Here is a 20,921-nt window from a genome sequence, read left to right on the forward strand (position 1 = left end):
GTTCAGTCCAATTGACCTTGCGCGTAGAAATGGCTGCGCACCTGCCGTGCCAGCGCGGCAAAGGCGGCGTCGCCCATCATCTCCAGCCGGCGCGGACGTGGCAGGTCGACATCGTAGATCGCCGCCACCGAACCCGGCCGTTCGCTCATCACCACCACCCGGTCGGCGAGGAACACCGCCTCGGGAATGGAATGGGTGATGAGCAGGATGGTCTTGCCGGTCTCGAAATGGATGCGCTGCAATTCGAGGTTCATGCGCTCGCGCGTCATGGCGTCGAGCGCGCCGAACGGCTCGTCCATCAGTACGATCTTGGGATCGTGGACCAGCGCCCGGCAGATCGAGGCGCGCTGCTGCATGCCGCCGGAGAGCTGCCACGGGTACTTGTTTTCGAAGCCGGTGAGCCCGGCGGTGGCGATCAGCTTCTTCGCCCGTTCGAGATGGCTGGCGCGGTCAAGCCGGCGCACCTCGACGGGGAGCATGATGTTCTTCAGCACCGTCCGCCAGGCGAGCAGCACCGGGCTCTGGAACACGATACCGACATCGTCCGGCGGCTCCACCACCGTCTTGCCGTCGATGACGATCTCGCCCTGCGAGGGCGGGATGAGCCCCGCTACCAGCTTCAGCAGCGTGGACTTGCCGCAGCCGGAGGGGCCCACGACGGCGACGAACTCGCCGTCGTGGATGTCGAGATCGATCGGCCGAAGGGAGGGCACGTCGCCGTCGCGTGTCCGGTAGGTCTTGGTCAGGCCGCGGATTTCGATGAGGCGTTGGCGTGCCGCCGGAGCCTCTTCGCGGGCTTCTTCGCGGGCGACGACGCGCAGGGGCAACGACGACATGCCGTCCTCCTCAATTGCTCGGATCGGCGGGGAGATAGTCGCGGGTATAGAAGGCCTTGGGGTTGTCCTTGGCCGAAGCGGCGACGCCGCCATATTCGACCAGAAGCTCCACCGACTCCTTCATATTGGCGTCGGTGACCTGGAACGGCCGGCGAGTCTTGGTCTCGGCGGTGCGGTAGAGCGGGATGGTGCGCTGGAAGCCTTCCAGCAGCGTCGCACGCTGGCCGGCCTTCGGCAGGGCGGCGAGCACGGCGTCGGTCGCGCCTTCAGGGTTCTTCTCAGCTTCCTCGAAGCTCTTGGTCGTCGCAGCCATGAAGCGGCGCACAAGATCGGGGTTCTTCGCCAGGAAGTCTTTGTTGACGATGACACCCGACGAAATCAGGTGGATGCCGTAGTCGGCGAACATGATCGGGTGGACGTCCTTGCCGGTGGCGTCCTTGATCTTCATGGACTGGTCCATGGAGTAGCCGAGGAGCAGGTCGGCCTGGCCGTTGATCACCGCGTTCAGCTTCGTCTGCCCGTCGCCCGAAACGGTCTGGAAATCGCGCTCGGAAAGGCCGGTCTGCTTCAGGAACAACGGCCAGATCTGCGACATGGAATCGCCGGGCGTGGTGGCGACGATCTTGCCCTTGATGTCTTCCGGCTTGCGGATGTTCTTGTCGGTGAAGCCCATCACCGACATCGGGCTGGTCTGCAGCGCGACGCCGACCGTCGTCACCGGAGCCCCCTTCACGGCGGCGCGGATCATGGTCGGCACGTCGGCATAGGCGAAGTCCACCGTGCCGGCGGCCACCGCCTGGATGGTCACCGCCGAGCCGCGGCCTTCCTGGATGTCGAGATCGATGCCCTCGGCCGCGTAGAAGCCCTTCGCCTTGCCGTAAAAGAATGGGGCGTGCTCGCCATACACGTACCAGTTCAGCATCAGCGTCACCTTGTCGGCGGCGTGTGCCGGGGCCAGCGGCAGGGCCAGCGGCAGGAGAGCCGCTGCGGCCACGAGCGCGGCTTTCAGGCCCCCTCGCAGCGTGGAACGTCGGGATGTCGGGTAGCTAAACACCATGTGCACGTCCTCCCTTGGATGTGTCGTGAGACGGGGAACCCTTCTGCGAGGGCCTTGTCCCCGTAGGCTTTCAGATCGTTCGCTTCAGGACGCCGCTGTCAGGTCGTCACCAGGACCTCGTGCCGCTGGCTCGCATGCCAGGGCACCATGAAGCGCTCCAACAGATCGACGACCCAGAACAGGATGACGCCGATCAGGGCGAGAATGATGAGCGCCGCGAACATGGTCGGGAGCTCGAAATTGCCGATGGAGCGCTGCAGCACATAGCCGATGCCGGAATTGGAGCCGACGAATTCACCGACCACGGCGCCCACCACGGCAAGCGTCACCGAGACCTTGAGCCCGGCGAAGATCGCCGGCATGGCATGCGGCAGGCCTATCATGGCGAAGGTCTGCAGCCGGGTCGCCTTCATGGCGCGGGCAAGGTCGTGCATGTCGCCATCGACCGACTTGAAGCCCTGCACCCCGGCGACGATGACCGGAAACACCCCGAGCAGGAAGGCGGAGATCACCTTCGGCATCATGCCGAAGCCGAACCACACCACGAAGAGCGGCGCGATGGCGACCTTCGGGATCGATTGCGAGAACACCAGCAGCGGATAGAGATAGGATTCGACCGTCTTGGAACCGGCGATCAACATGGCGAGCGGGATGCCGATCGCCGCCGAGAGCAGGAAGCCCGCCACGGTGGCGATGGTGGTGGGCACCGCCTCCATCAGCAGCTTGTCGCCCTCGGTGCGGAAGGCCTGGATCACGTCCCACGGGGTGGGGATCAGATAGGCCGGAATCTGGAACAGCCGGACGGCGAGGTCCCAGCCGATGATGATCATCACCAGCAAAGCGAGCGGCCGGACCCAGGGAGAATTGACGAACCTGGAATTGACGAGCGCGCGCGCATAACCCTCACGTCGCGAGGACGGCATGGCGTATCTCCCTGATCGTTATCTCACGGCGCTCTGCGTCGCCTTAAGTAACCAACCGTTGAATTACATAATCGATCCGGGCGGATGTCAACCATCTTCCTGCGATGGATCCGTTCACGATCCCACGCGGGCTCCGGTCTCCGCCGCGAACGTCCACGTCATTGACGTTGCCCGACCCTGCCGGTCATATCGCCGCTCATCTTGCCGACCACAGGATCCGCGATGTTCTCGCTGCCCCGGCCCGCGCTTGCGCCGAATACCTATGCCTATGAGACGCAACCGCTGGTGAAGCCCACCGGCTTTCGCGAGTATGATGCGCGATGGCTGTTCGGCAGCGAAATCAACCTCATGGGGGTGCAGGCGCTCGGCCTCGGCCTCGGCACGCTGATCCGTGAACGCGGTGTGCAGCCGGAGATCGTCGTTGGCCATGATTTTCGCGCCTATTCCGCATCGATCAAGCACGCGCTGGCCAACGGCCTGATGGCGGCCGGCATCAGGGTGCACGACATCGGCCTCGCGCTGTCGCCCATGGCCTATTTCGCGCAATTTGCGCTCGAGGTGCCCTGCGTCGCCATGGTCACTGCCTCGCATAACGACAATGGCTGGACCGGGGTGAAGATGGGCGTGAACCGCCCGCTCACCTTCGGGCCCGGCGAGATGGCCCGGCTGAAGCAGATCGTGCTCTCCGGCGCCGGCATCGCCCGCGATGGCGGCAGCTATCGCTACGTGCCGGACTTCCCCGAGATCTACATCAGGGACCTCACCGACCGGCCCAAGCTCAAGAACCCGATCAAGGCGGTGGTGGCCTGCGGCAACGGCACCGCCGGCGCCTTCGCCCCGCGCATCCTGGAGACGCTGGGCGTCGAGGTGGTGCCGCTCGACTGCGAGCTCGACTTCACCTTCCCGAAATACAATCCGAATCCGGAAGACCTCGAAATGCTGCACGCCATGCGCGACGCGGTGCTGGCCTCCGGCGCCGATGTCGGGCTCGGCTTCGACGGCGACGGCGACCGCTGCGGCGTGGTCGACAATCATGGCGAGGAGATCTTCGCCGACAAGGTCGGGGTGATGCTGGCGCGCGATCTCTCGGCGCTGCATCCCGGTGCCACCTTCGTGGTCGACGTGAAATCGACCGGGCTGTTCATCACCGACCCGGTACTGATCGCCAACGGGGCGAAGGCGGACTACTGGAAGACCGGCCATTCCTATATGAAGCGCCGGGTGAACGAGAGCGGCGCGCTGGTCGGTTTCGAGAAGTCCGGCCACTACTTCTTCAACACGCCGATCGGGCGCGGCTATGATGACGGCCTCGTCTCCGCCATCGCCATCCTAGACATGCTCGACCGCAATCCCGGCCGCTCGCTCGCCGATCTCAAGGACGCCCTGCCGAAAACCTGGTCCTCGCCGACCATGTCGCCGCACTGCGCCGACGAGACCAAATACGGCGTGGTGAACGCGGTGGTGAAGCATTTCGAGGCGATGCAGGCGCGCGGCGACACCATTGACGGGCAGAAGATCCGCGATCTCGTCACCGTGAACGGCGTGCGCGTCACCGTGGAGGACGGCTCCTGGGGGCTGGTACGCGCCTCCTCCAACAAGCCGGAACTGGTCGTGGTGGTGGAGAGCCCGGTCTCTGAGGCGCGCATGCGCGACATGTTCGCGCTGGTGGACGGGGTGCTGCGTACCCACCCTGAAGTCGGCGCCTACAACCAATCGCTTTGATCGATGTTGCACTTAAAAAGGTTGTAAAGTCTGATAATGTTCGGCTCCCCTCATGGCTAACGAAATGCTATGAGTAGCGATTGGGGAGCTTTCTAGACGGACTAAAAAAGCATGTCAGCGGAATCGGTGGCCAGACGCCCGCCGCCACAACCTACCAATATCGTCACCTTGCTGAAGCCGCGTCGTTTCGGGGATTCGCGCGGTTGGTTCTGCGAGACCTTTTCCGAGGCCGCGGCCGCAGCAGCAGGGATCACCGCGCGTTTCGTGCAGGACAATCAGTCCTATTCGAGCCTGGCCGGGACGATACGTGGTCTTCATTTCCAGCGCCCGCCGCATGCGCAGGCGAAGCTGGTGCGCTGCCTGCGCGGCTCGGTGATGGACTACGCCGTCGACGTGCGGCGCGGTTCGCCGACCTATGGCCGGTTCATCGCCACCAAACTGACGGCCGCCGGTGGCGAGCAACTCTTCATTCCCGAGGGGTTCGCCCACGGCTTCCTCACCCTGGAGCCGGACGTCGAGGTCGCCTACAAGGTGTCGGATGTCTATGCCCCTCATTGCGATGGCGGCATCGCCTGGAACGACCCCGATATCGGCATCGACTGGCCGCTGCCGCCGGGGGCGGAAGCGATCCTTTCGGACAAGGACCGTGCCTTGCCGACGCTGCGCGGCTTCGACAGCCCCTTCGCTTATGACGGCCAGCCGCTCCAGCCGCTCTGAACCGCCATCCTGTCGCGACGGCGTGCCACGCCGTACCGTCGCGACACGGGTCTCGACAAGGCTCTCATCCTGTAGCAGGCAAGGCAGCCGAGCCGGCGAACGGATTCGCCTGCCGAGGCCGGCCGCAGGATATGCACGATGACCGACCCGATCCTTGTTGTTGGCGCCGGCGGCCAGGTGGGACGCGAAGTGCTCGCCCTGGCCGCGACGCGCGGCTTGGCAGCCCGCGGCTTCGACCGTTCCGCCGTTGATATCGCCGATGCCGTGGCGGTGCGGCACCTGCTCGCGGAAAATCCGGCGTCGCTGCTGGTCAATGCCGCCGCCTATACCAAGGTGGATAAGGCGGAATCCGAGCCAGAGGCCGCCCGGCGCGACAATGTCGAGGGTCCGGCCGTGCTTGCCGCTGCGGCGGCGCAAGCCGGCATCCCGCTTCTGCACCTCTCCACCGATTATGTGTTCGATGGCGCGAAGGCCGGTCCCTATCGCGAAAGCGACCCGGTGGCGCCGCTCGGCGTCTATGGCCGCACCAAGCTGGACGGCGAGGATGCCGTGCGCCGGGCGACGGACCGTCATATCATCCTTCGCACAGCCTGGGTGTATGGCCGCTACGGCAACAATTTCCTCAAGACCATGCTGCGGCTCGCCGCCGAACGCGACGAACTGCGCGTGGTCGCCGACCAGATCGGCAATCCCACGGCGACGCCGGACCTCGCCGAAGCCATCCTCGCCGTCGCCCTCCGGGCCGCCACCAACACCGCGCCATGGGGCACCTATCATTTCGCCGGCAGCGGCGCGACCAGCTGGCATGGCTTCGCCGACGCCATCGTGGCCGCGGCGGCACCGGTGACCGGCCGGCGGCCGCGCGTGGTGGCCATCGGCACCGCCGACTATCCGACGCCGGCGCGCCGGCCGGCCAATTCACAACTCGATTCCGGCGCTTTCGCGCACGACTTCGGCTATCACGCACAGGACTGGCAGGCACGGGTCGCAGAGATCGTGCCGGCTCTTGTCGGGGGAACGGCGACCGGCTGAACGGCGGGACGGTTTACGGGGCGGATCGCCGGCGCCGGTAGCCAAGCCGCCGCGCGGCGATGGTGCGGTAAGAAGAGGAAAGCATGAAGGGCATCATCCTGGCCGGAGGTTCCGGCACGCGGCTGCATCCGATGACGCGCGTCGTCAGCAAGCAGCTGATGCCGGTCTACGACAAGCCGATGATCTATTATCCGCTGTCGACGCTGCTGCTGGCGGGTTGTCGCGACATCCTCGTCATCTCGACCCCCTCCGACACGCCGCTGTTCCAGCGCCTGCTCGGCGACGGCTCGCAATGGGGCATCGAGATCAGCTACGCCGTGCAGCCGTCGCCGGACGGGCTGGCGCAGGCCTATGTGATCGGTGCCGACTTCGTCGATGGGCAGCCCTCATGGCTGATCCTCGGCGACAACATCTTCTACGGCCACGCCCTGCCCCGCCTGCTGACATCGGCCTCGGAGTTCACCCACGGCGCCACCGTGTTCGCCTATCACGTGGTCGATCCCGAGCGTTATGGCGTGGTGGAATTCGACAAAAGCTTCAACGCCCTCTCCATCGAGGAGAAGCCGGAGGTCCCGAAGTCGAACTGGGCGGTGACCGGACTGTATTACTACGACGCCTCGGTGGTGGAGATCGCCGCCGGCCTCAAGCCCTCGGCGCGCGGCGAGCTGGAGATCACCGATGTAAACCGCGCCTATCTCGAGCGCGGCGACCTGCGCGTCTCCAAAATGGGACGCGGCTATGCCTGGCTCGACACCGGCACGCCGGACAGCCTGCTGGAGGCCGGCGAATTCGTGCGCACGCTGGAAAAGCGGCAGGGCTTCAAAATCGCCTCGCCGGAGGAAATCGCCTTCCGCCGCGGCCTGATCGATGCGCGCCAGCTGGAAGACCTCGCGGTCAGGCTCGGCAAGAGTTCCTATGGAGGCTATCTGCGCCGGGTGCTGCAGGAGGCCGCCCGCGGCTGAGGTGCCACGGCCCTATCCGACGGGCGCTTCGGTATAGTAGGTGCGGAACCAGCTCACGAAGGCGGAAATGCCCTCGTCGAGCGGCGTCGATGGCCGATAGCCGGTGATTGCCTGCAGCAGACGATGATCGGCAAAGGTTTCGGTCACGTCGCCGGGCTGCATCGGCAGGAACAGCTTGCGGGCCGGCTTGCCGACCGCCCGCTCGATCTCCTCGACGAATTCAAGCAGTTCCACCGGCGCGCCGCCGGCAATGTTCACCACCCGCCACGGCGCCACCGTGGACAGCGTATCGATGGCATCGGGCACCTGGACCGGCTCGCCGACCACCGGCGGGCGATCCATCAGCCGCATCACCGCCTCGACCAGATCGTCGATATAGGTGAAGTCGCGGCGCATCACGCCGCGGCCGTAGATCTCGATCGGCTCGCCGCGCTCGATCGCCCGGACGAACTTGAACAGCGCCATGTCCGGGCGCCCCCATGGACCGTAGCCGGTAAAGAAGCGGAAGCAGGTGGTGGGCAGGTTCCACAGATGCGCATAGGAATGCGACATCACCTCCATGCTCTTCTTGGTGGCGGCATAGAGGCTCAGCGGCGCATCGGTGGACGCCACCTCGGGAAACGGCACGTCGAGATTGTCGCCATAGACCGAACTGGTCGAAGCGAGCAGGAAATGTACCGGCCGCGTCCGGCGGGCGATTTCCAGCACGTTGAACGAGCCGACAAGATTGGATTCGACATAGGCGCGCGGCGCCTCGAGCGAATAGCGCACGCCGGCCTGGGCGGCGAGGTGGACGATGATGTCGGGTACCGCCAGATCGGCCGCCCGCTCGAGGGCGTTCATGTCCTCGAGCCGGGCGATGATCGGCGTGAAGCGGTTCGACTTCTGCAGGATGGCATGACGGGCGTCCTTCAGACGCCTGTCATAGTAGTCGGTCATGGCATCGAAACCGATGACGGTATGACCTTCGTCGATCAGCCGCCGGGCGAGGTGGAACCCCACGAACCCGGCGGAACCCGTCATCAGTATGCGCATGTATCAGATGGCTTCCGCGCCCGGCCGGCCGATGGAGCTGTACTGGAAGCCGTGCCGGGTGATCTCTTCCGGATTGTAGATGTTGCGCAGATCCACCAGGACCGGCTCGGCGACAATACTCTTGAGGCGACCGAAATCAAGCGCGCGGAACTGGTCCCACTCGGTGACGATCACGATGCTGGCCGCACCCTCGGCCGCCTCGTAGGGATCCGCGCAATAGGTGATGCCCGACGGCATGACCAGCTTGGCCTGCTCGGTGCCCACCGGGTCGTAGGCCTTGACCACCGCGCCGGCATCGAGCAGCGCCTGCACGATGGAGATGGCGGGCGCCTCGCGCATGTCGTCGGTGTTGGGCTTGAAGGTGAGGCCGAGCACCGCCACCGTCTTTCCGCGCAGATTGCCGCCGACCGCCTTCTCGACCTTGCGGGCCATGGAACGCTTGCGCTGGTCGTTGACCGCCACCGTCGTCTCGATCAGCCGGATCGGGCTGTCATTGTCCTGGGCGATCTTGACGAGGGCGAGCGTGTCCTTCGGGAAGCAGGAGCCGCCATAGCCGGGGCCGGCATGCAGGAACTTCGAGCCGATGCGCCCGTCCATGCCGATGCCGCGCGACACCTGCTGCACGTCGGCGCCCACCTTCTCGCAGAGATCGGCGACTTCGTTGATGAAGGTGATCTTCATCGCCAGGAAGGCGTTGGCGGCGTACTTGATCAGCTCGGCGGTGCGGGTGTCGGTGAACAGCAGCGGCGAGGCGTTGAGATAGAGCGGGCGGTAGACCTCGGTCATCACCGCGCGGGCGCGCTCGTCATTGATGCCGACCACGATGCGGTCCGGCTTCTTGAAATCGGAGATCGCCGCGCCTTCGCGCAGGAATTCCGGGTTCGAGGCGACGGCGACATCGGCGTCCGGGTTGGTCTCGCGGATGATGCGCGCCACCTCGTCGGCGGTGCCCACCGGCACGGTCGACTTGTCGACCACCACCGCGAAGCCCTTCACCGCCTGGGCGATCTCGCGGGCGACGGCATAGACATATTGCAAATCGGCGTGGCCGTCGCCACGACGGGACGGCGTGCCGACCGCGATGAAGATCGCCTCGGCGCCCTCGATGCCCTCGGGCAGCGACGTGGTGAAGGAGAGGCGGTTCTGCTTCACGTTGGAGGACACGAGATCATCGAGCCCAGGCTCGTAGATCGGAATGATATTCTGCTTCAGCGCCTCGATGCGCTTGGGGTCCTTGTCGATACAAACGACCTGATGCCCGAAATCGGCGAAACACGCGCCGGAAACCAAACCAACATAACCCGATCCGACTACTGCAATCTTCATAAATCCAGTTCCTGTGGGCTGTTTATGGCAACCAAATCTCTGCAAATTCCGAACAAATGTTTCGGCCCGGAATACAATGGATCAACCACAAATTCCGCATCCGCGACATATCTGGAATACCGTAACAGTCCTACGCCCGTCAAACGCCCCGCACCGGCCTCCCCTACCGACACGCGCGGCCGGCAGAACTGCATCGGGATCGGCTATCCCATTAAGATTACGGAATAATGACCCGGCGGGCTCCCTGCGGGGGGCGCGGCTCCGCCGGAGGATAGCCGCCTCGATTCACGGGTCGCCCGGCACCTCGGCGTTCGGGGGCAAGCGACCCGAATGCCGCCTGTGGAAATTTCGTGCGTTCGGGATGGAATAGAGGCCGCCTCGGCTCCGTATATTGGACATGATGCAGAAAAGCTCGACCTTCGACGTGCTCGGCCAGCTCGCAGCGCTCCGGCGCTACGCGCGAGCGCTGACACGCGACGAGGCCGACGCCGAGGACCTCGTGCAGGACGCATTGCTGCGTGCGTATGAGAAGCGCTCCGGCTTCGACCCCGAGCGCGGGGTCCGCGGCTGGCTTTTCTCCATCCTGCACAACGTCTTCGTCGATCGCCGGCGGGCCCGCCGCGCCGAGGTCGAGCGCGAGAACCATCTCGCCGGCATCGAGCCGATGGCCGGCGAACCGGCGCAGGAGCACCATGTCCGCCTCGCACAGATCCGCGATGCCTTCATGGTGCTGCCCGAGGAACAGCGCTCGGCGCTGCATCTCGTGGCCATCGAGGGCCTTGGCTATGCGGAGGCCGCCGCGGCACTGGGTATTCCCCAGGGCACGCTGATGTCGCGCCTGTCCCGCGCCCGCGCCGCTTTGCGCGCCGTAGAGGACGGCACGGCGGCCGGCGGCCGCCCGCATTTGAAAGTTGTAGGAGGCCCGGATGAATCGTCCCGTTGACCCCGTCGCCGACGATGATCTCTCCGCCTATGTCGACGACCAGCTCGACGTTGCCCGGCGCATCGACGTCGAGGCCTATCTCAGCCAGCGGCCGGAAGCGGCCTCGCGGGTGATGGCCGATCTGCGCATTCGCGACGAACTGCGCCTCGCCCTCGCCGATGCCCCTCGCTCGGTGATGAACGCGCCGGCGCGGGTCGCCACCGTCGAGGCGGCGCGGCGGCTGGAGCGGGCGCTCGGCCGGGTGCGGGTGTGGCGGCAATTGCGTGCAGCGGCGGCGGTGGCGCTCCTGCTCGGCGCCGGCTGGTTCGCCCATGCCCAGATCGGGCCGTTCGGCGTCAGCGAGGTGGTCGCCTCCGATCTCGCCCCCGCTTATGTCGATGCCGCGGTGATGGCGCACCGCACCGTGCGTCTGCGTGCCGCCATGCCCTCGCAGGCCGGTTCCGGCGCCTATGACCCGGCCGATATCCGCGCCGCCACCGCCATCGTCATGCCGGAGCTGCCGAAAGGCTGGTCGGTGACCGACGTGCAGGTTTTCCCCTCCAGCTTCGGTCCGAGCGTTGAACTGGTGCTCGAGGCAGAGGGCCTCGGCAAGGCGTCGCTGTTCGCCGTGCGGCCGGGCAGCTTCGACGTGGTGCCGGCGACGGTGGCGATGAAGGATCCGTTCAACGCCGCCTACTGGCAGGTCGGCGAGGTCGCCTATGCGCTGGTGGCCGAGGCCGACACCGAACAGCTCGACCAGGTCGCCTCGAAGCTGGCCCGGTCGCTCTACTGAACTCCACCCCGCGTGACCGACACGCGGCAGAGACAACGCTTCTTCAAGGAGAATGCAGATGAACCCGCCGAATTCCGGCTTCCAATGGGGCGCCACCGCCCGCAGCGTCGATCAGGCCGTCTATGATGAGGGCCTGCGCCGCCACATGCTGCGCGTCTACAACTATATGGCGCTCGGCCTCGTGCTGACCGGCGCGGTCGCCTTCATCGTCGGCACCACGCCGGCGCTGTATGTGCCGATCTTCTCCACCCCGCTGAAGTGGGTGGTGATGCTGGCGCCGCTCGCCTTCGTGCTGTTCTTCTCGTTCCGCATGCAGTCGATGTCGGCCTCGGGCGCGCAGACCATGTTCTGGGCGTTCTGCGGCGTTATGGGCCTGTCCATGGCGTCGATCTTCCTGGTGTTCACCGGCACCTCGATCGCCCGCACCTTCTTCATCGCCGCCACCATGTTCGGCGCGACGAGCCTGTACGGCTACACCACCAAGCGCGACCTGTCGCAGTTCGGCTCGTTCCTGATCATGGGCCTGATCGGCGTGGTGATCGCCAGCCTGGTGAACATCTTCCTCGGCTCCACCATGCTGCAGTTCATCGTCTCGGTGGTCGGCATCCTGGTGTTCGTCGGCCTGACCGCCTGGGACACCCAGAACATCAAGGAGCAGTATGCCGACAATTTCGATGCCGAGTCGCAGCAGAAGCTGGCGGTGTTCGGCGCGTTCTCTCTCTACCTCAACTTCATCAACATCTTCCAGCTGCTGCTGAACCTCACGGGCGAGCGCGAGTGAGGATCCGGGGCCGGATCTTCCGGCCCAACACCGGATCGACACGAACGTGATCTAGCTTCGAGGAGCGGGAGCAGCGTTCCTGCGCGAAAGCCATTCGGCGCCGCCAGGCACATGCTCCTGCCGATCGGACGAGGAGAATCGAGATGAACGAGCAGGATCGCCAGACCATCCAGGGATTGTTCGCCCGCCTCGCCGAGGTGGAGCGCAACGCAACGCCGCGCGATGCCGGAGCCGAAAGCTTCATCGGGCAGGAAATCGCCCGCCAGCCCGGCGCGCCCTACTACATGGCGCAGACCATCGTCATGCAGGACTACGCGCTGCAGCAGGCGCAGGGCCGCATCGCCGAGCTCGAGCAGCAGAACGCCGAACTCGAACAGGCCCAGGCCGCGCGCCCGGCCACGGGAGGAGGCTTGTTCGGCGGGTTGTTCGGGTCGTCGCAGCCACCCGCCTCGCGCGGCGGGTCAGTGCCTTCGGTGCCGCGCAGCCCGACGAATGCACAGTCCTACGCCTCCCAGCCCTATGGAGCGCCGCAGCAGCCGGCGGCAGCGCCCGGCTCGCCCTGGGGCGGCCAGCAGCCGGGCGCGGCGCCGGGTGGCGTCGGCGCGGCGATGGGTCGCGGTGGCTTCGGCGGCGGCGGCTTCCTTGCCGGCGCGGCGCAGACCGCCATGGGCGTCGCCGGCGGCGTGCTGCTGGGCAACGCGATTGCCGGCATGTTCGGTGGCAACGAGGCGCACGCCGCCCCGGCGGCCGACACGTCGGCGAACGATACGTCGACGAGTGACACGGCGGCAGCCGACACTTCGGCCGCGGACAACGCGGCGGACGATCCGAGCCCGGCCGATGATCTCGGCGCCTCCGATAGCGGCGGCTTCTTCGACGACTTCTTCGGTGGCGGCAGCGACGAAATCTGACCGCCGTCTTCCTTTCCCCGACGTTGGTGCACACCAGGCCAACGTTCCCTCGCTGGGCCGGCTCACGCCGGCCCTCTTTTTTCGGCGGCACCGTCAGGCCGGTGGACCGCTACGGCGCCACTTCGTCCATGCCCGTGCCCTGCGTCTGCGCCATATGCAGGCGGCGATAGATGCCGTCGCGGGCGAGGAGCCGGTCATGCGGGCCATCCTCGGCGATGCCCTCCGGCGTGACCACCACGATGCGGTCGGCATGGCGGATGGTGGCAAGGCGATGGGCGATGACCAGCGTGGTGCGTCCCTGCGACAGTTCGTCGAGCGAGAGCTGGATCTCCCGCTCGGTCTCGGTGTCCAGCGCCGAGGTCGCTTCGTCGAGGATCAGGATCGGCGGGTTCTTCAGGAAGATGCGGGCGATGGCCAGCCGTTGCTTCTGTCCACCGGAAAGCTTCACGCCGCGCTCGCCGACAACGGTATCGAGGCCATCCGGCAGGCCGGCGAGCAGGCTGTCGAGCCGGGCGCGCCGGGCCGCCTCGACGATCTCCGCCTCCGAGGCGTCGAGCCGGCCATAGGCGATGTTCTCGCGGATGGTGCCGCCGAACAGGAAGATGTCCTGCTGCACGATGCCGATGTTCTGCCGGAGCGAGGCAAGCGTCATGTCGGCAATGTCGATGCCGTCAATGGTGATGCGCCCGCCGGTCGGCTCGTAGAAGCGCGGCACCAGCGACAACAAGGTGGTCTTGCCGGCACCCGAGGGGCCGACAAACGCCGCCGTCTCGCCGGCGCGGATGGAAAGGTCGATGCCGGAGAGCACCGGCCGGCCGGGCGTGTAGCCGAAGCTCACCTGCTCGAAGCGTATGTCGCCGGCAAGCGCGTCCACCGCCACCGCGCCGGGCCGGTCGGCGATGTCGGGCGCGGTCGCCAGCAATTCCTGATAGCGGCGAAAGCCGGCAATACCCTTGGGATAGGTCTCCATCACCGCCGCGATCTTGTCGAGCGGGCGGTAGAACACCCCGACCAGCAGCAGGAAGCCGACGAAGCCGCCGATCGAGAGCTCGCCGCGCACCACATACCAGGCGCCGGCCAGCATCACCGCGAGCTGGACGAGGCGCATCGCCATGTAGTTCAGCGCCTGCCCCACCGCCATCAGGCGGTAGGCGTCGAGCTTGGTGGCACGGTAGCGTGCATTGTCGAGGGCGAAGAGATCGCGCTCATGCGCCTCGTTGGCGAAGGCCTGCACCACGCGCATGCCGCCGATATTCTCCTCCAGCCGGACATTGAAGGCACCGACGCGGCCGAACTGCGTCTGCCAGTTCCGCGTCATCCGCCCGCCATAGCGGGCCACCAGCAGCACGGTGACGGGCACGATCAGCGCGGTGAGGAAGGCGAGCGGCGGGTGCACGTAGAGCATCAGCACGAAGGCCCCGACGAAGGTCATCACCGCGATGAAAAGGTCCTCCGGCCCGTGATGGGCGATCTCGCCGATCTCCTCCAGGTCCTTGGTGACGCGGGCGACGAGATGGCCGGTCTTCACATTGTCGAAGAAGCGGAAGGACAGCTTCTGCAGATGGCCGAAGGCGCGGGCGCGCATCTCGGTCTCGATGTTGATGCCGAGCACATGGCCCCAATAGGTCACGACGGCCATCAGCCCGCTATTGACGGCATAGATCGCCAGCAGAGCCACCGCGGCCAGCAGTATGAGCTGGAGATCGCCGCCCGGCAGCAGCCGGTCGACGAACAGCTTCATCGCCATCGGGAAGCCAAGCTCGAGCACGCCCGAAAGCACCGCGCAGCCAAAATCGAGGACGAACAGACGCCAATGCGGACGGTAATACGAGAAAAACGCCTTGATCATCATTCACTCCGGCGACGCCCCGCGCCGAAACGCGGCAGGGTACATCGCGACGCATGGCTCCCTTTCAGGTCCGGGTCCTGCGAGGGAGGTCGGGCGAGGCGGTCTCGCCACCGCCACCCTGACGAAATTGTTATCCCCCATACGAAAAAACCCGCAGGGGGTCCATCGCCCCATTGGGTAGCCTGTTCCGGCCTTCCGAGGCCGGTCTCGGCGGAGCAAACGGGGAAGCAGGCGGCATGGGGCAGCAAATGGCGACGACGTCCCCGGAGCGCATGCTGGCGCGCCCGGCGGCCGAGCCCCATGGCGAAACCGGCGAGCCTCTCTGGCATGCCTTGCCGCATCACGACGTCGCCCGCCACCTCGGCGTGACCGCCGACGGCCTGTCGCGAGGCGAGGCGAGCGCCCGCCTCGCCCGCCACGGCCCCAACCGCCTGCCGGAGCCGCCGCGCCGGCATCCGCTGCTGCGCTTCCTGGCGCAGTTCAACAGCATGTTGATCTATTTCCTGCTGGCGGGCGCACTGGCCGCCTCGCTGATCGGCCACGGCGTCGATGCCGGCGTCATCCTGGCGGTGGTGCTGGCCAACGCGATCATCGGCTATGTGCAGGAGGGCAAGGCGGAAGAAGCGCTGCACGCGATCCGCGAGATGATCACCCCGCATGCGACCGCCCTCCGCGACGGACAGCGCGTCAGCATCGGCGCGCATGAGCTGGTTCCCGGCGACGTGGTCCTGCTCGAACCCGGCGACCGCGTGCCCGCCGATGCGCGGCTGATGCGCGCCCGCGGCATGCGCATCGACGAATCGGTGCTCACCGGCGAATCGGTCGCCGCCGAGAAGCATGAGGAACCCGCGCCGGTAGCCGCGGCGCTGGGCGACCGGCATTCCATGGCGTTTTCCGGCACCACGGTCGCGGCCGGACAGGGGGCCGCGGTGGTGGTGGCCACCGGAACCCGCAGCGAAATCGGCCGCATCGGCAAGCTGATGGCCGAAGTCGAGCCGATGGCGACGCCGTTGCTGCGCCAGATCGACGGCTTTGCGAGGCGCTTCACCTGGCTCGCCTTCGGCGGCGCCGCGCTGCTGTTCGGCTTCGCCGTCGCCTTCCGCGGCCATGACTGGGCGGATGCGCTGATCGCGGTGGTCGCGCTCGCGGTCGGCGTGGTGCCGGAGGGCCTGCCGGCGGTCATCACCATCACGCTGGCCATCGGCGTACGCCGCATGGCCGCCCGCAATGCGGTGATCCGCCTGCTGCCGGCGGTGGAAACCTTGGGGGCGACCTCGGTTATCTGCTCCGACAAGACCGGCACCCTGACCCGCAACGAGATGACCGCCCGGCGGATCTTCGTGCCGGAAGGCGAGGTCGAGGTGGAAGGCGCCGGCTACAGGCCGGAAGGGCGGATGGACTGGGCCGGCGGCTCCAAGGCCGGCAGCGCGACGCACACGGTACGGCCGCTGATCCGGGCGGGGCTGTTGTGCAACGACGCGCAGTTGCGCCACGAGGCCGGTCATTGGAGCGTCGAGGGCGACCCGATGGAGGGGGCGCTGGTGACGCTGGCGATCAAGGCCGGGCTCGACCCGGCTATGGAGCGCAGCCTCTGGACCCGGCGTGACGAAATCCCCTTCGATGCCGCCTACCGCTTCATGGCCACCGCACATGAAGGCCCCGCCGGCGAGAAGACCCTCTTCATCAAGGGCGCGCCGGAGGCCTTGCTGCCGCGCTGCGGCGCCGATGCCAAACGGTGGGGGGCGTCTATCGAGGCGGCGGCCGGCCATGGCGAGCGCGTGCTCGCCTTCGCCGCCAAAACCGTGGCGCAGCTGCCGGACCGGCTGGATTTCGACGATGCGAACGAGGGCTTCGACTTCCTCGGCCTCGTCGGCTTTATCGATCCGCCGCGCCCCGAGGCGGTGGCGGCCATCGCCGAATGCCGCTCCGCCGGCATCGAGGTGAAGATGATCACCGGCGACCACGCCGCCACCGCGGTCGCCATCGCCCGCCAGCTCGGCATCGCCGAGGAGCCGCTGGCGGCGACCGGCGCCGAGGTCGACGCGGCCGATGACGCGGCGCTGATCGGCATTGCCCGCCGCATCTCGGTCTTCGCCCGTACCAGCCCGGAAAACAAGCTGCGCATCGTGCGGGCGCTGCAATCGACCGGCGCGGTGGTGGCGATGACCGGCGACGGGGTGAACGACGCCCCCTCGCTGCGGCAGGCCGATGTCGGCATCGCCATGGGTCGCAAGGGCACGGAGGCCGCCAAGCAGGCGGCCGAGATCGTTCTGGTCGACGACAATTTCGCCTCCATCGTCGCCGCCGTGCGCGAGGGGCGTACCGTCTACGACAACATACGCAAGATGATCGCCTGGACGCTGCCGACCAATGGCGGCGAGGTTTTGTGCGTCATCGTCGCCATTCTCGCCGGCGCGCTCATGCCGATGTCACCGGCGCAGATCCTGTGGATCAATCTGGCGCTTTCGGCGACGCTCGGCCTCGCCCTCGCCTTCGAGCCGACCGAGCCGGGAATCATGCAGCGGCCGCCACGCCCGGCAAAGGCCGGGCTGCTCTCGCCGTTCATGATATGGCGCATCGTCTTCGTATCGCTGCTGTTCCTGGTCGCGGCGCTGGGGCTGTTCCAGCTGTCGCTGGCGCGCGGTCAGGGTGTCGACCTCGCCCGCACCATCGTGGTGAACGCCATCGTGGTGATGGAGATCTTCTACCTGTTCAATGTACGCTACATCCGCGGCAGTTCGCTGACCTGGACCGGCGTGGTCGGCACGCCGGCGGTCATCGCCGCCCTCGCCGCCGTGGTGGTGGCGCAGTTCGCCTTCACCTATCTGCCGCTGATGCAGGAGGTCTTCCTCACCCGACCGGTGGCGCTGCTCGATGGCCTCATGATCATCGGCGTCGGCGTGGCGCTGATGGCCGTGCTGGAGACCGAGAAACTGGTGCTGCGCCGGCTTGGCCTGTTTACCGCCGAGAATATCTGAGGGATGACGAACGCATCGGGAGCATGGACGGAAGTGGATGGCATGCAGACTGTGACGACGCCGAGCCGGCTGGTGCTTGCCACCGATCTGAGCCCACGCTGCGACCGGGCGCTCGACCGCGCCCGCCAGCTCGCTGCGCAGTGGCACGCCCAATTATTCGCCGTCCACGCGCTCGAGCCGGGCGAGGCCGACGGCTGGAGTGGCCCCACGACAGACACCACCGCTTCCAGTCCGCTTGTCCTCGCCAATCGGCGGCTGCGCCGGAGCCTCGGCGATGCCATCGACGATATCGAAGTGATGGTCGTCGCGGGGCGGTGCGAGGCGGTGGTGAGCGAGATCGCGCTGGCGCGCGACGCCGGGCTGGTGATCACCGGTGTTGCCCGCGACGAGGTGCTCGGGCGCCGGCTTATCGGCCGCAGCGTCGCCGCACTGGTGCACGAGGCGCGCCTGCCGTTGCTGATCGTGCGTGACCGCCCGCGCGACGCCTATCTGCGGGTGGTGGTCGCCAGCGATTTCAGTGATGGCTCCGCCCTCCCGCTGGTCACCGCCGCCACCTGGTTCCCCACCTCGCGGCTGGCGCTGCTGCACGCTTATGAGCCGCCTTTCGCCGGAATGACCGCCGATCGCGCCGCCTATGAGGCGGATTATCGAGCCGTGGTGGCGAAGGAGGCCGATGCCTTCCTCGCCACCACCCCGCTCTCGCGCGGTCAGATGGAGGTGGTGCTGGAGCCGGGCGACGCTCCCGCCGTGCTCACCGAGCACGTGGAAGCCCGCAACATCGATCTGGTGGTGATCGGCAGCGGGGAGAAGGGCCTGCTCCACCGGCTGCTCGCCGGCAGCACCGATACCTCCATCCTTGCCGAAGTGCCCTGCGACATCCTCGTCGTGCCGAAAGGCTCGCCGTTCGAGGAGAAGGCCTGACCCTGGTCTCCCCCCGCCCGGCACCCCGCTCCGCCGCAAGGCACGAACCGTGCGCTGCGTGACGCAACGGCCCATCGCTTCGCAGCTGCAGCAAGTCGAAATGTAATCATTGCAAAATTACGACAGATTCTATTCCCAATAGATCAAAACAAAATCTGCAAAATGGTAACATGGGGTCTCGAACGCCGCCGATCAGCAAAGGTTCCATCGACGATCATTAATTTGTTGATTGACGAGATCGGCGATCTGGTTTCTTGTCGCCGCAGCAATGAGCTTCGCGGCATCTCCGCAGGCCGAATCACTTCTTGATGGCGCAAGCTACCCCCGCATCTCGACGATGGCGGGGTGATGGCATGTGGCTTGATTCGATCCCGGAAAAGCGCGCGAGGACAATACGGCCTGCCGCATGGCAGGCGCCGCAGGCATGGAGGATCGCAGAGATGTCGATTGAACCCCCGAACAGCTCCCGCCCTCAGATAGAGACGGCTTACACGCTTTATTTCACCGGGCCGCTTTCCGACGATCCACTCCAGCCGATGAAGCGATTGCGCTTCGCTTCCATTCCCGACGCCGTCGACCGCGCCCTGCAGATGAAGCGCGAAGGCCAGTTGAAGCCGGTAGAGGTGCGCGACCAGCAGGGCCGCCTCGTCACCTGCGAACTGATCGGCTGGCGCTTCTCGCCGCTCGCCACGCGCGCGCCGATGCCGGAGCGTGTGGAAACCCGCGGGCGTTTCACCGCCTGAGCCCTGCTTCTCCGTGCATGCGCCGGATCCCGGCTGGATCCGGCGCCGAGATGCCTGCTCCCCAGCAGCCGACTAGGCCTTCCGGCGCGGCGGGGGGGCGGGCTCCGTCCCCGTCCGCTTGGCCGTCGCCTTCCGCTGCACCGGCGGCGCCTGGGGCGAGTCTTTGCCGGCCGCGGCGCTGCCGTCCTCGTTCGCCGCACGGCTGCGACAGGCCCGTTCCTCGAACTCGGCCCGGATGCGCTCTAGCTCGTCCTCGTCCAGTTCCTCGAGGTCCATCAGCTTTTCGCGGGGCCCGTCGAGGCGGGAGATCAGTTCGTCCAGCTTGATGTGCACCGCCGCGGTGTCGCGATTCTGGCTGTTCTGGATCACGAACACCATCAGGAAGGTTATGATGGTGGTCGAGGTGTTGATGATCAGCTGCCAGGTGTCGTTGAAGCCGACGAATGGCCCGGTGACCGCCCAAATCATGATGATGCCCACCGCCCCGATGAAGGTCGCCGGGTGCCCGGTCCAGTGGGCGACCGTCTGGGTGAAGCGGGTGAAGGCGGAGCGCTTGGGGGCGCCGGAGCGGCGATCGGCCGGGGATGTCGCGGGCATAGCGGGTTTCCATTCCAAACGGGCGGCAGTCACCCGCCCATGCAGCTGTCTCAGGCGGTAGGCGATGTCATGGCGGTACAATGAGCGGCGTCGTGTCACGGTTCCGCGATGAGGTCGCCTTCCGCGATTCCGTCAGCCGCACGTCGGCGATCACCGGCAGATGATCTGAGGCGTCCGCCGCTTCCGGATCGCTGAAGCAGGCGAGCACGGCCAGCCCGTCATTGCAGTAGAGCCGGTCGAGGCGCAGCAGCGGCCGGTGCGCCGGAAAGGTGCGCAGCCGGCTGCGCCAGCCGAACACGCCGGCGAGCCGCCGGCGGGCCTGGCCGAAGGAAGCCCAGTCGTTGAAATCGCCGAGCATCAGCGTCGGCTCGTCCCGGCCGCGCGCGCCCAGCCGGGCGAGGGTTCGCACCTGGCTCATCCGTTCGCCGATGGCGAGACCGAGATGCACCGAAACCACGTTGATCGGCCCGTCATCGGTGGCGATACGCGCCGAAATGGCAAAGCGCGGCTCGCGCCGCCGCACCGAGAGATCGTGCAGTTCCACCCCGCTGGTCTCCCAGCGGCTGAACAAAGCGTGGCCGTAATGCCCGTCCGGCGCGACGATGGTGCGCGCCTCGGCGAAATAGCCGGCGCGCAGGCCGCGCAGCGGAGCGAGGCAATCGACATCGCGCCCGCGGGTGTCGATCTCCTGCAGCGCCACGATATCCGGCCGGTGGCGGGCGATCAGCGCGGCGATGCGATCGAGATCGAAACGCCGGTCCGGGCCTATGCCACCATGGATATTCCAGCTCATCAGCCGGATGGTGCCGCTCATGG

Annotated in this window: 19 protein-coding genes; 11 read left to right on the forward strand and 8 right to left on the reverse strand. The window is 66.7% G+C overall.

Annotated features, from left to right (window positions below; translation table 11 throughout):
• Positions 1-2: 2 nt before the first annotated feature.
• The 3 genes from J2X65_RS03690 to J2X65_RS03700 all read right to left on the reverse strand — a co-directional run bounded on the left by J2X65_RS03690 (position 3) and on the right by J2X65_RS03700 (position 2,816).
• Entirely contained in the window at positions 3-836 is an 834-nt protein-coding gene (locus tag J2X65_RS03690; RefSeq protein ID WP_310198154.1) for an ABC transporter ATP-binding protein, read from the reverse strand.
• Positions 837-846: 10 nt separating this feature from the next.
• Entirely contained in the window at positions 847-1,893 is a 1,047-nt protein-coding gene (locus J2X65_RS03695) for an ABC transporter substrate-binding protein (RefSeq protein WP_310198157.1), read from the reverse strand.
• Positions 1,894-1,991: 98 nt separating this feature from the next.
• On the reverse strand, positions 1,992-2,816 hold the full coding sequence (locus J2X65_RS03700; RefSeq protein WP_310198162.1) for an ABC transporter permease: 825 nt from the start codon (positions 2,814-2,816) through the stop codon (positions 1,992-1,994).
• Positions 2,817-3,038: 222 nt separating this feature from the next.
• Here J2X65_RS03700 and J2X65_RS03705 point away from each other — a divergent pair, with 222 nt between their 5' ends.
• From J2X65_RS03705 to rfbA, 4 genes are all read left to right on the forward strand, one after another.
• Positions 3,039-4,538 (forward strand): phosphomannomutase/phosphoglucomutase, encoded by a 1,500-nt coding sequence (locus tag J2X65_RS03705; protein WP_310198165.1) that lies wholly within the window; start codon positions 3,039-3,041, stop codon positions 4,536-4,538.
• A gap of 111 nt (positions 4,539-4,649) precedes the next feature.
• Positions 4,650-5,255, forward strand: a complete 606-nt coding sequence (rfbC, locus tag J2X65_RS03710) for a dTDP-4-dehydrorhamnose 3,5-epimerase (RefSeq protein ID WP_310198168.1) — start codon at positions 4,650-4,652, stop codon at positions 5,253-5,255.
• A gap of 138 nt (positions 5,256-5,393) precedes the next feature.
• The gene (gene rfbD / locus J2X65_RS03715) at positions 5,394-6,287 is read left to right on the forward strand and encodes a dTDP-4-dehydrorhamnose reductase (protein ID WP_310198170.1); all 894 of its coding nucleotides are present in this window, start codon (positions 5,394-5,396) and stop codon (positions 6,285-6,287) included.
• Between the two features lie 83 nt (positions 6,288-6,370).
• Positions 6,371-7,249: a glucose-1-phosphate thymidylyltransferase RfbA gene (gene rfbA, locus J2X65_RS03720; RefSeq protein WP_310198173.1), complete on the forward strand. Its 879-nt coding sequence runs from the start codon at positions 6,371-6,373 to the stop codon at positions 7,247-7,249.
• Between the two features lie 12 nt (positions 7,250-7,261).
• Here rfbA and J2X65_RS03725 read toward each other — a convergent pair whose 3' ends face one another.
• Together J2X65_RS03725 and J2X65_RS03730 are read right to left on the reverse strand one after the other, a co-directional pair.
• Positions 7,262-8,284, reverse strand: coding sequence for an NAD-dependent epimerase/dehydratase family protein (locus J2X65_RS03725; RefSeq protein WP_310198176.1), 1,023 nt, complete (start codon positions 8,282-8,284; stop codon positions 7,262-7,264).
• Positions 8,285-8,287: 3 nt separating this feature from the next.
• A complete protein-coding gene (locus J2X65_RS03730; RefSeq protein WP_310198179.1) occupies positions 8,288-9,610 on the reverse strand; it encodes a UDP-glucose/GDP-mannose dehydrogenase family protein in 1,323 nt (440 codons plus the stop codon).
• A gap of 397 nt (positions 9,611-10,007) precedes the next feature.
• Here J2X65_RS03730 and J2X65_RS03735 point away from each other — a divergent pair, with 397 nt between their 5' ends.
• The 4 genes from J2X65_RS03735 to J2X65_RS03750 all read left to right on the forward strand — a co-directional run bounded on the left by J2X65_RS03735 (position 10,008) and on the right by J2X65_RS03750 (position 13,017).
• Positions 10,008-10,553 carry a sigma-70 family RNA polymerase sigma factor gene (locus J2X65_RS03735; RefSeq protein WP_310198182.1) on the forward strand — a complete coding sequence of 182 codons (546 nt, stop codon included), beginning with the start codon at positions 10,008-10,010 and terminating at the stop codon, positions 10,551-10,553.
• Positions 10,537-11,325: an anti-sigma factor gene (locus J2X65_RS03740; protein WP_310198185.1), complete on the forward strand. Its 789-nt coding sequence runs from the start codon at positions 10,537-10,539 to the stop codon at positions 11,323-11,325. Before J2X65_RS03735 ends, J2X65_RS03740 begins: the two co-directional genes overlap by 17 nt.
• 58 nt (positions 11,326-11,383) lie before the next feature.
• Entirely contained in the window at positions 11,384-12,106 is a 723-nt protein-coding gene (locus J2X65_RS03745; RefSeq protein WP_310198188.1) for a Bax inhibitor-1/YccA family protein, read from the forward strand.
• Positions 12,107-12,249: 143 nt separating this feature from the next.
• Complete coding sequence (locus J2X65_RS03750) at positions 12,250-13,017, forward strand: DUF2076 domain-containing protein (protein ID WP_310198191.1); 768 nt, start codon at positions 12,250-12,252, stop codon at positions 13,015-13,017.
• A gap of 109 nt (positions 13,018-13,126) precedes the next feature.
• Here the strand turns inward: J2X65_RS03750 and J2X65_RS03755 are convergent, their stop codons facing one another.
• Entirely contained in the window at positions 13,127-14,866 is a 1,740-nt protein-coding gene (locus J2X65_RS03755) for an ABC transporter ATP-binding protein (protein WP_310198194.1), read from the reverse strand.
• Between the two features lie 248 nt (positions 14,867-15,114).
• Between J2X65_RS03755 and J2X65_RS03760 the strand changes: the two genes are divergently transcribed.
• The 3 genes from J2X65_RS03760 (at position 15,115) to J2X65_RS03770 (ending at position 19,508) form a co-directional block, all read left to right on the forward strand.
• A complete protein-coding gene (locus J2X65_RS03760) occupies positions 15,115-17,844 on the forward strand; it encodes an HAD-IC family P-type ATPase (protein ID WP_310198197.1) in 2,730 nt (909 codons plus the stop codon).
• Between the two features lie 42 nt (positions 17,845-17,886).
• Positions 17,887-18,765, forward strand: coding sequence for a universal stress protein (locus J2X65_RS03765; RefSeq protein ID WP_310198200.1), 879 nt, complete (start codon positions 17,887-17,889; stop codon positions 18,763-18,765).
• Between the two features lie 353 nt (positions 18,766-19,118).
• Entirely contained in the window at positions 19,119-19,508 is a 390-nt protein-coding gene (locus J2X65_RS03770; RefSeq protein WP_310198202.1) for a hypothetical protein, read from the forward strand.
• Between the two features lie 72 nt (positions 19,509-19,580).
• Here the strand turns inward: J2X65_RS03770 and J2X65_RS03775 are convergent, their stop codons facing one another.
• Positions 19,581-20,105 carry a low affinity iron permease family protein gene (locus J2X65_RS03775; protein ID WP_310198205.1) on the reverse strand — a complete coding sequence of 175 codons (525 nt, stop codon included), beginning with the start codon at positions 20,103-20,105 and terminating at the stop codon, positions 19,581-19,583.
• A 67-nt stretch (positions 20,106-20,172) separates the two neighbouring features.
• Entirely contained in the window at positions 20,173-20,919 is a 747-nt protein-coding gene (locus tag J2X65_RS03780) for an endonuclease/exonuclease/phosphatase family protein (protein WP_310198208.1), read from the reverse strand.
• Positions 20,920-20,921 lie beyond the last annotated feature (2 nt).

This window comes from Ancylobacter sp. 3268 (genome assembly GCF_031456575.1).
Lineage (GTDB): Bacteria > Pseudomonadota > Alphaproteobacteria > Rhizobiales > Xanthobacteraceae > Ancylobacter.

Excerpts from the sequence above, each read along its gene's own strand:
- J2X65_RS03755 (WP_310198194.1), bottom strand. The coding sequence starts at position 14,866 with ATGATCAAGGCGTTTTTCTCGTATTACCGTCCGCATTGGCGTCTGTTC.
- rfbD (WP_310198170.1), top strand. The coding sequence starts at position 5,394 with ATGACCGACCCGATCCTTGTTGTTGGCGCCGGCGGCCAGGTGGGACGC.
- J2X65_RS03705 (WP_310198165.1), top strand. The coding sequence starts at position 3,039 with ATGTTCTCGCTGCCCCGGCCCGCGCTTGCGCCGAATACCTATGCCTAT.
- J2X65_RS03760 (WP_310198197.1), top strand. The coding sequence starts at position 15,115 with ATGGCGACGACGTCCCCGGAGCGCATGCTGGCGCGCCCGGCGGCCGAG.
- J2X65_RS03775 (WP_310198205.1), bottom strand. The coding sequence starts at position 20,105 with ATGCCCGCGACATCCCCGGCCGATCGCCGCTCCGGCGCCCCCAAGCGC.
- rfbA (WP_310198173.1), top strand. The coding sequence starts at position 6,371 with ATGAAGGGCATCATCCTGGCCGGAGGTTCCGGCACGCGGCTGCATCCG.
- J2X65_RS03700 (WP_310198162.1), bottom strand. The coding sequence starts at position 2,816 with ATGCCGTCCTCGCGACGTGAGGGTTATGCGCGCGCGCTCGTCAATTCC.
- J2X65_RS03725 (WP_310198176.1), bottom strand. The coding sequence starts at position 8,284 with ATGCGCATACTGATGACGGGTTCCGCCGGGTTCGTGGGGTTCCACCTC.
- J2X65_RS03690 (WP_310198154.1), bottom strand. The coding sequence starts at position 836 with ATGTCGTCGTTGCCCCTGCGCGTCGTCGCCCGCGAAGAAGCCCGCGAA.
- J2X65_RS03765 (WP_310198200.1), top strand. The coding sequence starts at position 17,887 with ATGCAGACTGTGACGACGCCGAGCCGGCTGGTGCTTGCCACCGATCTG.
- J2X65_RS03770 (WP_310198202.1), top strand. The coding sequence starts at position 19,119 with ATGTGGCTTGATTCGATCCCGGAAAAGCGCGCGAGGACAATACGGCCT.
- J2X65_RS03695 (WP_310198157.1), bottom strand. The coding sequence starts at position 1,893 with ATGGTGTTTAGCTACCCGACATCCCGACGTTCCACGCTGCGAGGGGGC.
- J2X65_RS03745 (WP_310198188.1), top strand. The coding sequence starts at position 11,384 with ATGAACCCGCCGAATTCCGGCTTCCAATGGGGCGCCACCGCCCGCAGC.
- J2X65_RS03735 (WP_310198182.1), top strand. The coding sequence starts at position 10,008 with ATGATGCAGAAAAGCTCGACCTTCGACGTGCTCGGCCAGCTCGCAGCG.
- J2X65_RS03730 (WP_310198179.1), bottom strand. The coding sequence starts at position 9,610 with ATGAAGATTGCAGTAGTCGGATCGGGTTATGTTGGTTTGGTTTCCGGC.
- J2X65_RS03780 (WP_310198208.1), bottom strand. The coding sequence starts at position 20,919 with ATGAGCGGCACCATCCGGCTGATGAGCTGGAATATCCATGGTGGCATA.
- rfbC (WP_310198168.1), top strand. The coding sequence starts at position 4,650 with ATGTCAGCGGAATCGGTGGCCAGACGCCCGCCGCCACAACCTACCAAT.
- J2X65_RS03750 (WP_310198191.1), top strand. The coding sequence starts at position 12,250 with ATGAACGAGCAGGATCGCCAGACCATCCAGGGATTGTTCGCCCGCCTC.
- J2X65_RS03740 (WP_310198185.1), top strand. The coding sequence starts at position 10,537 with ATGAATCGTCCCGTTGACCCCGTCGCCGACGATGATCTCTCCGCCTAT.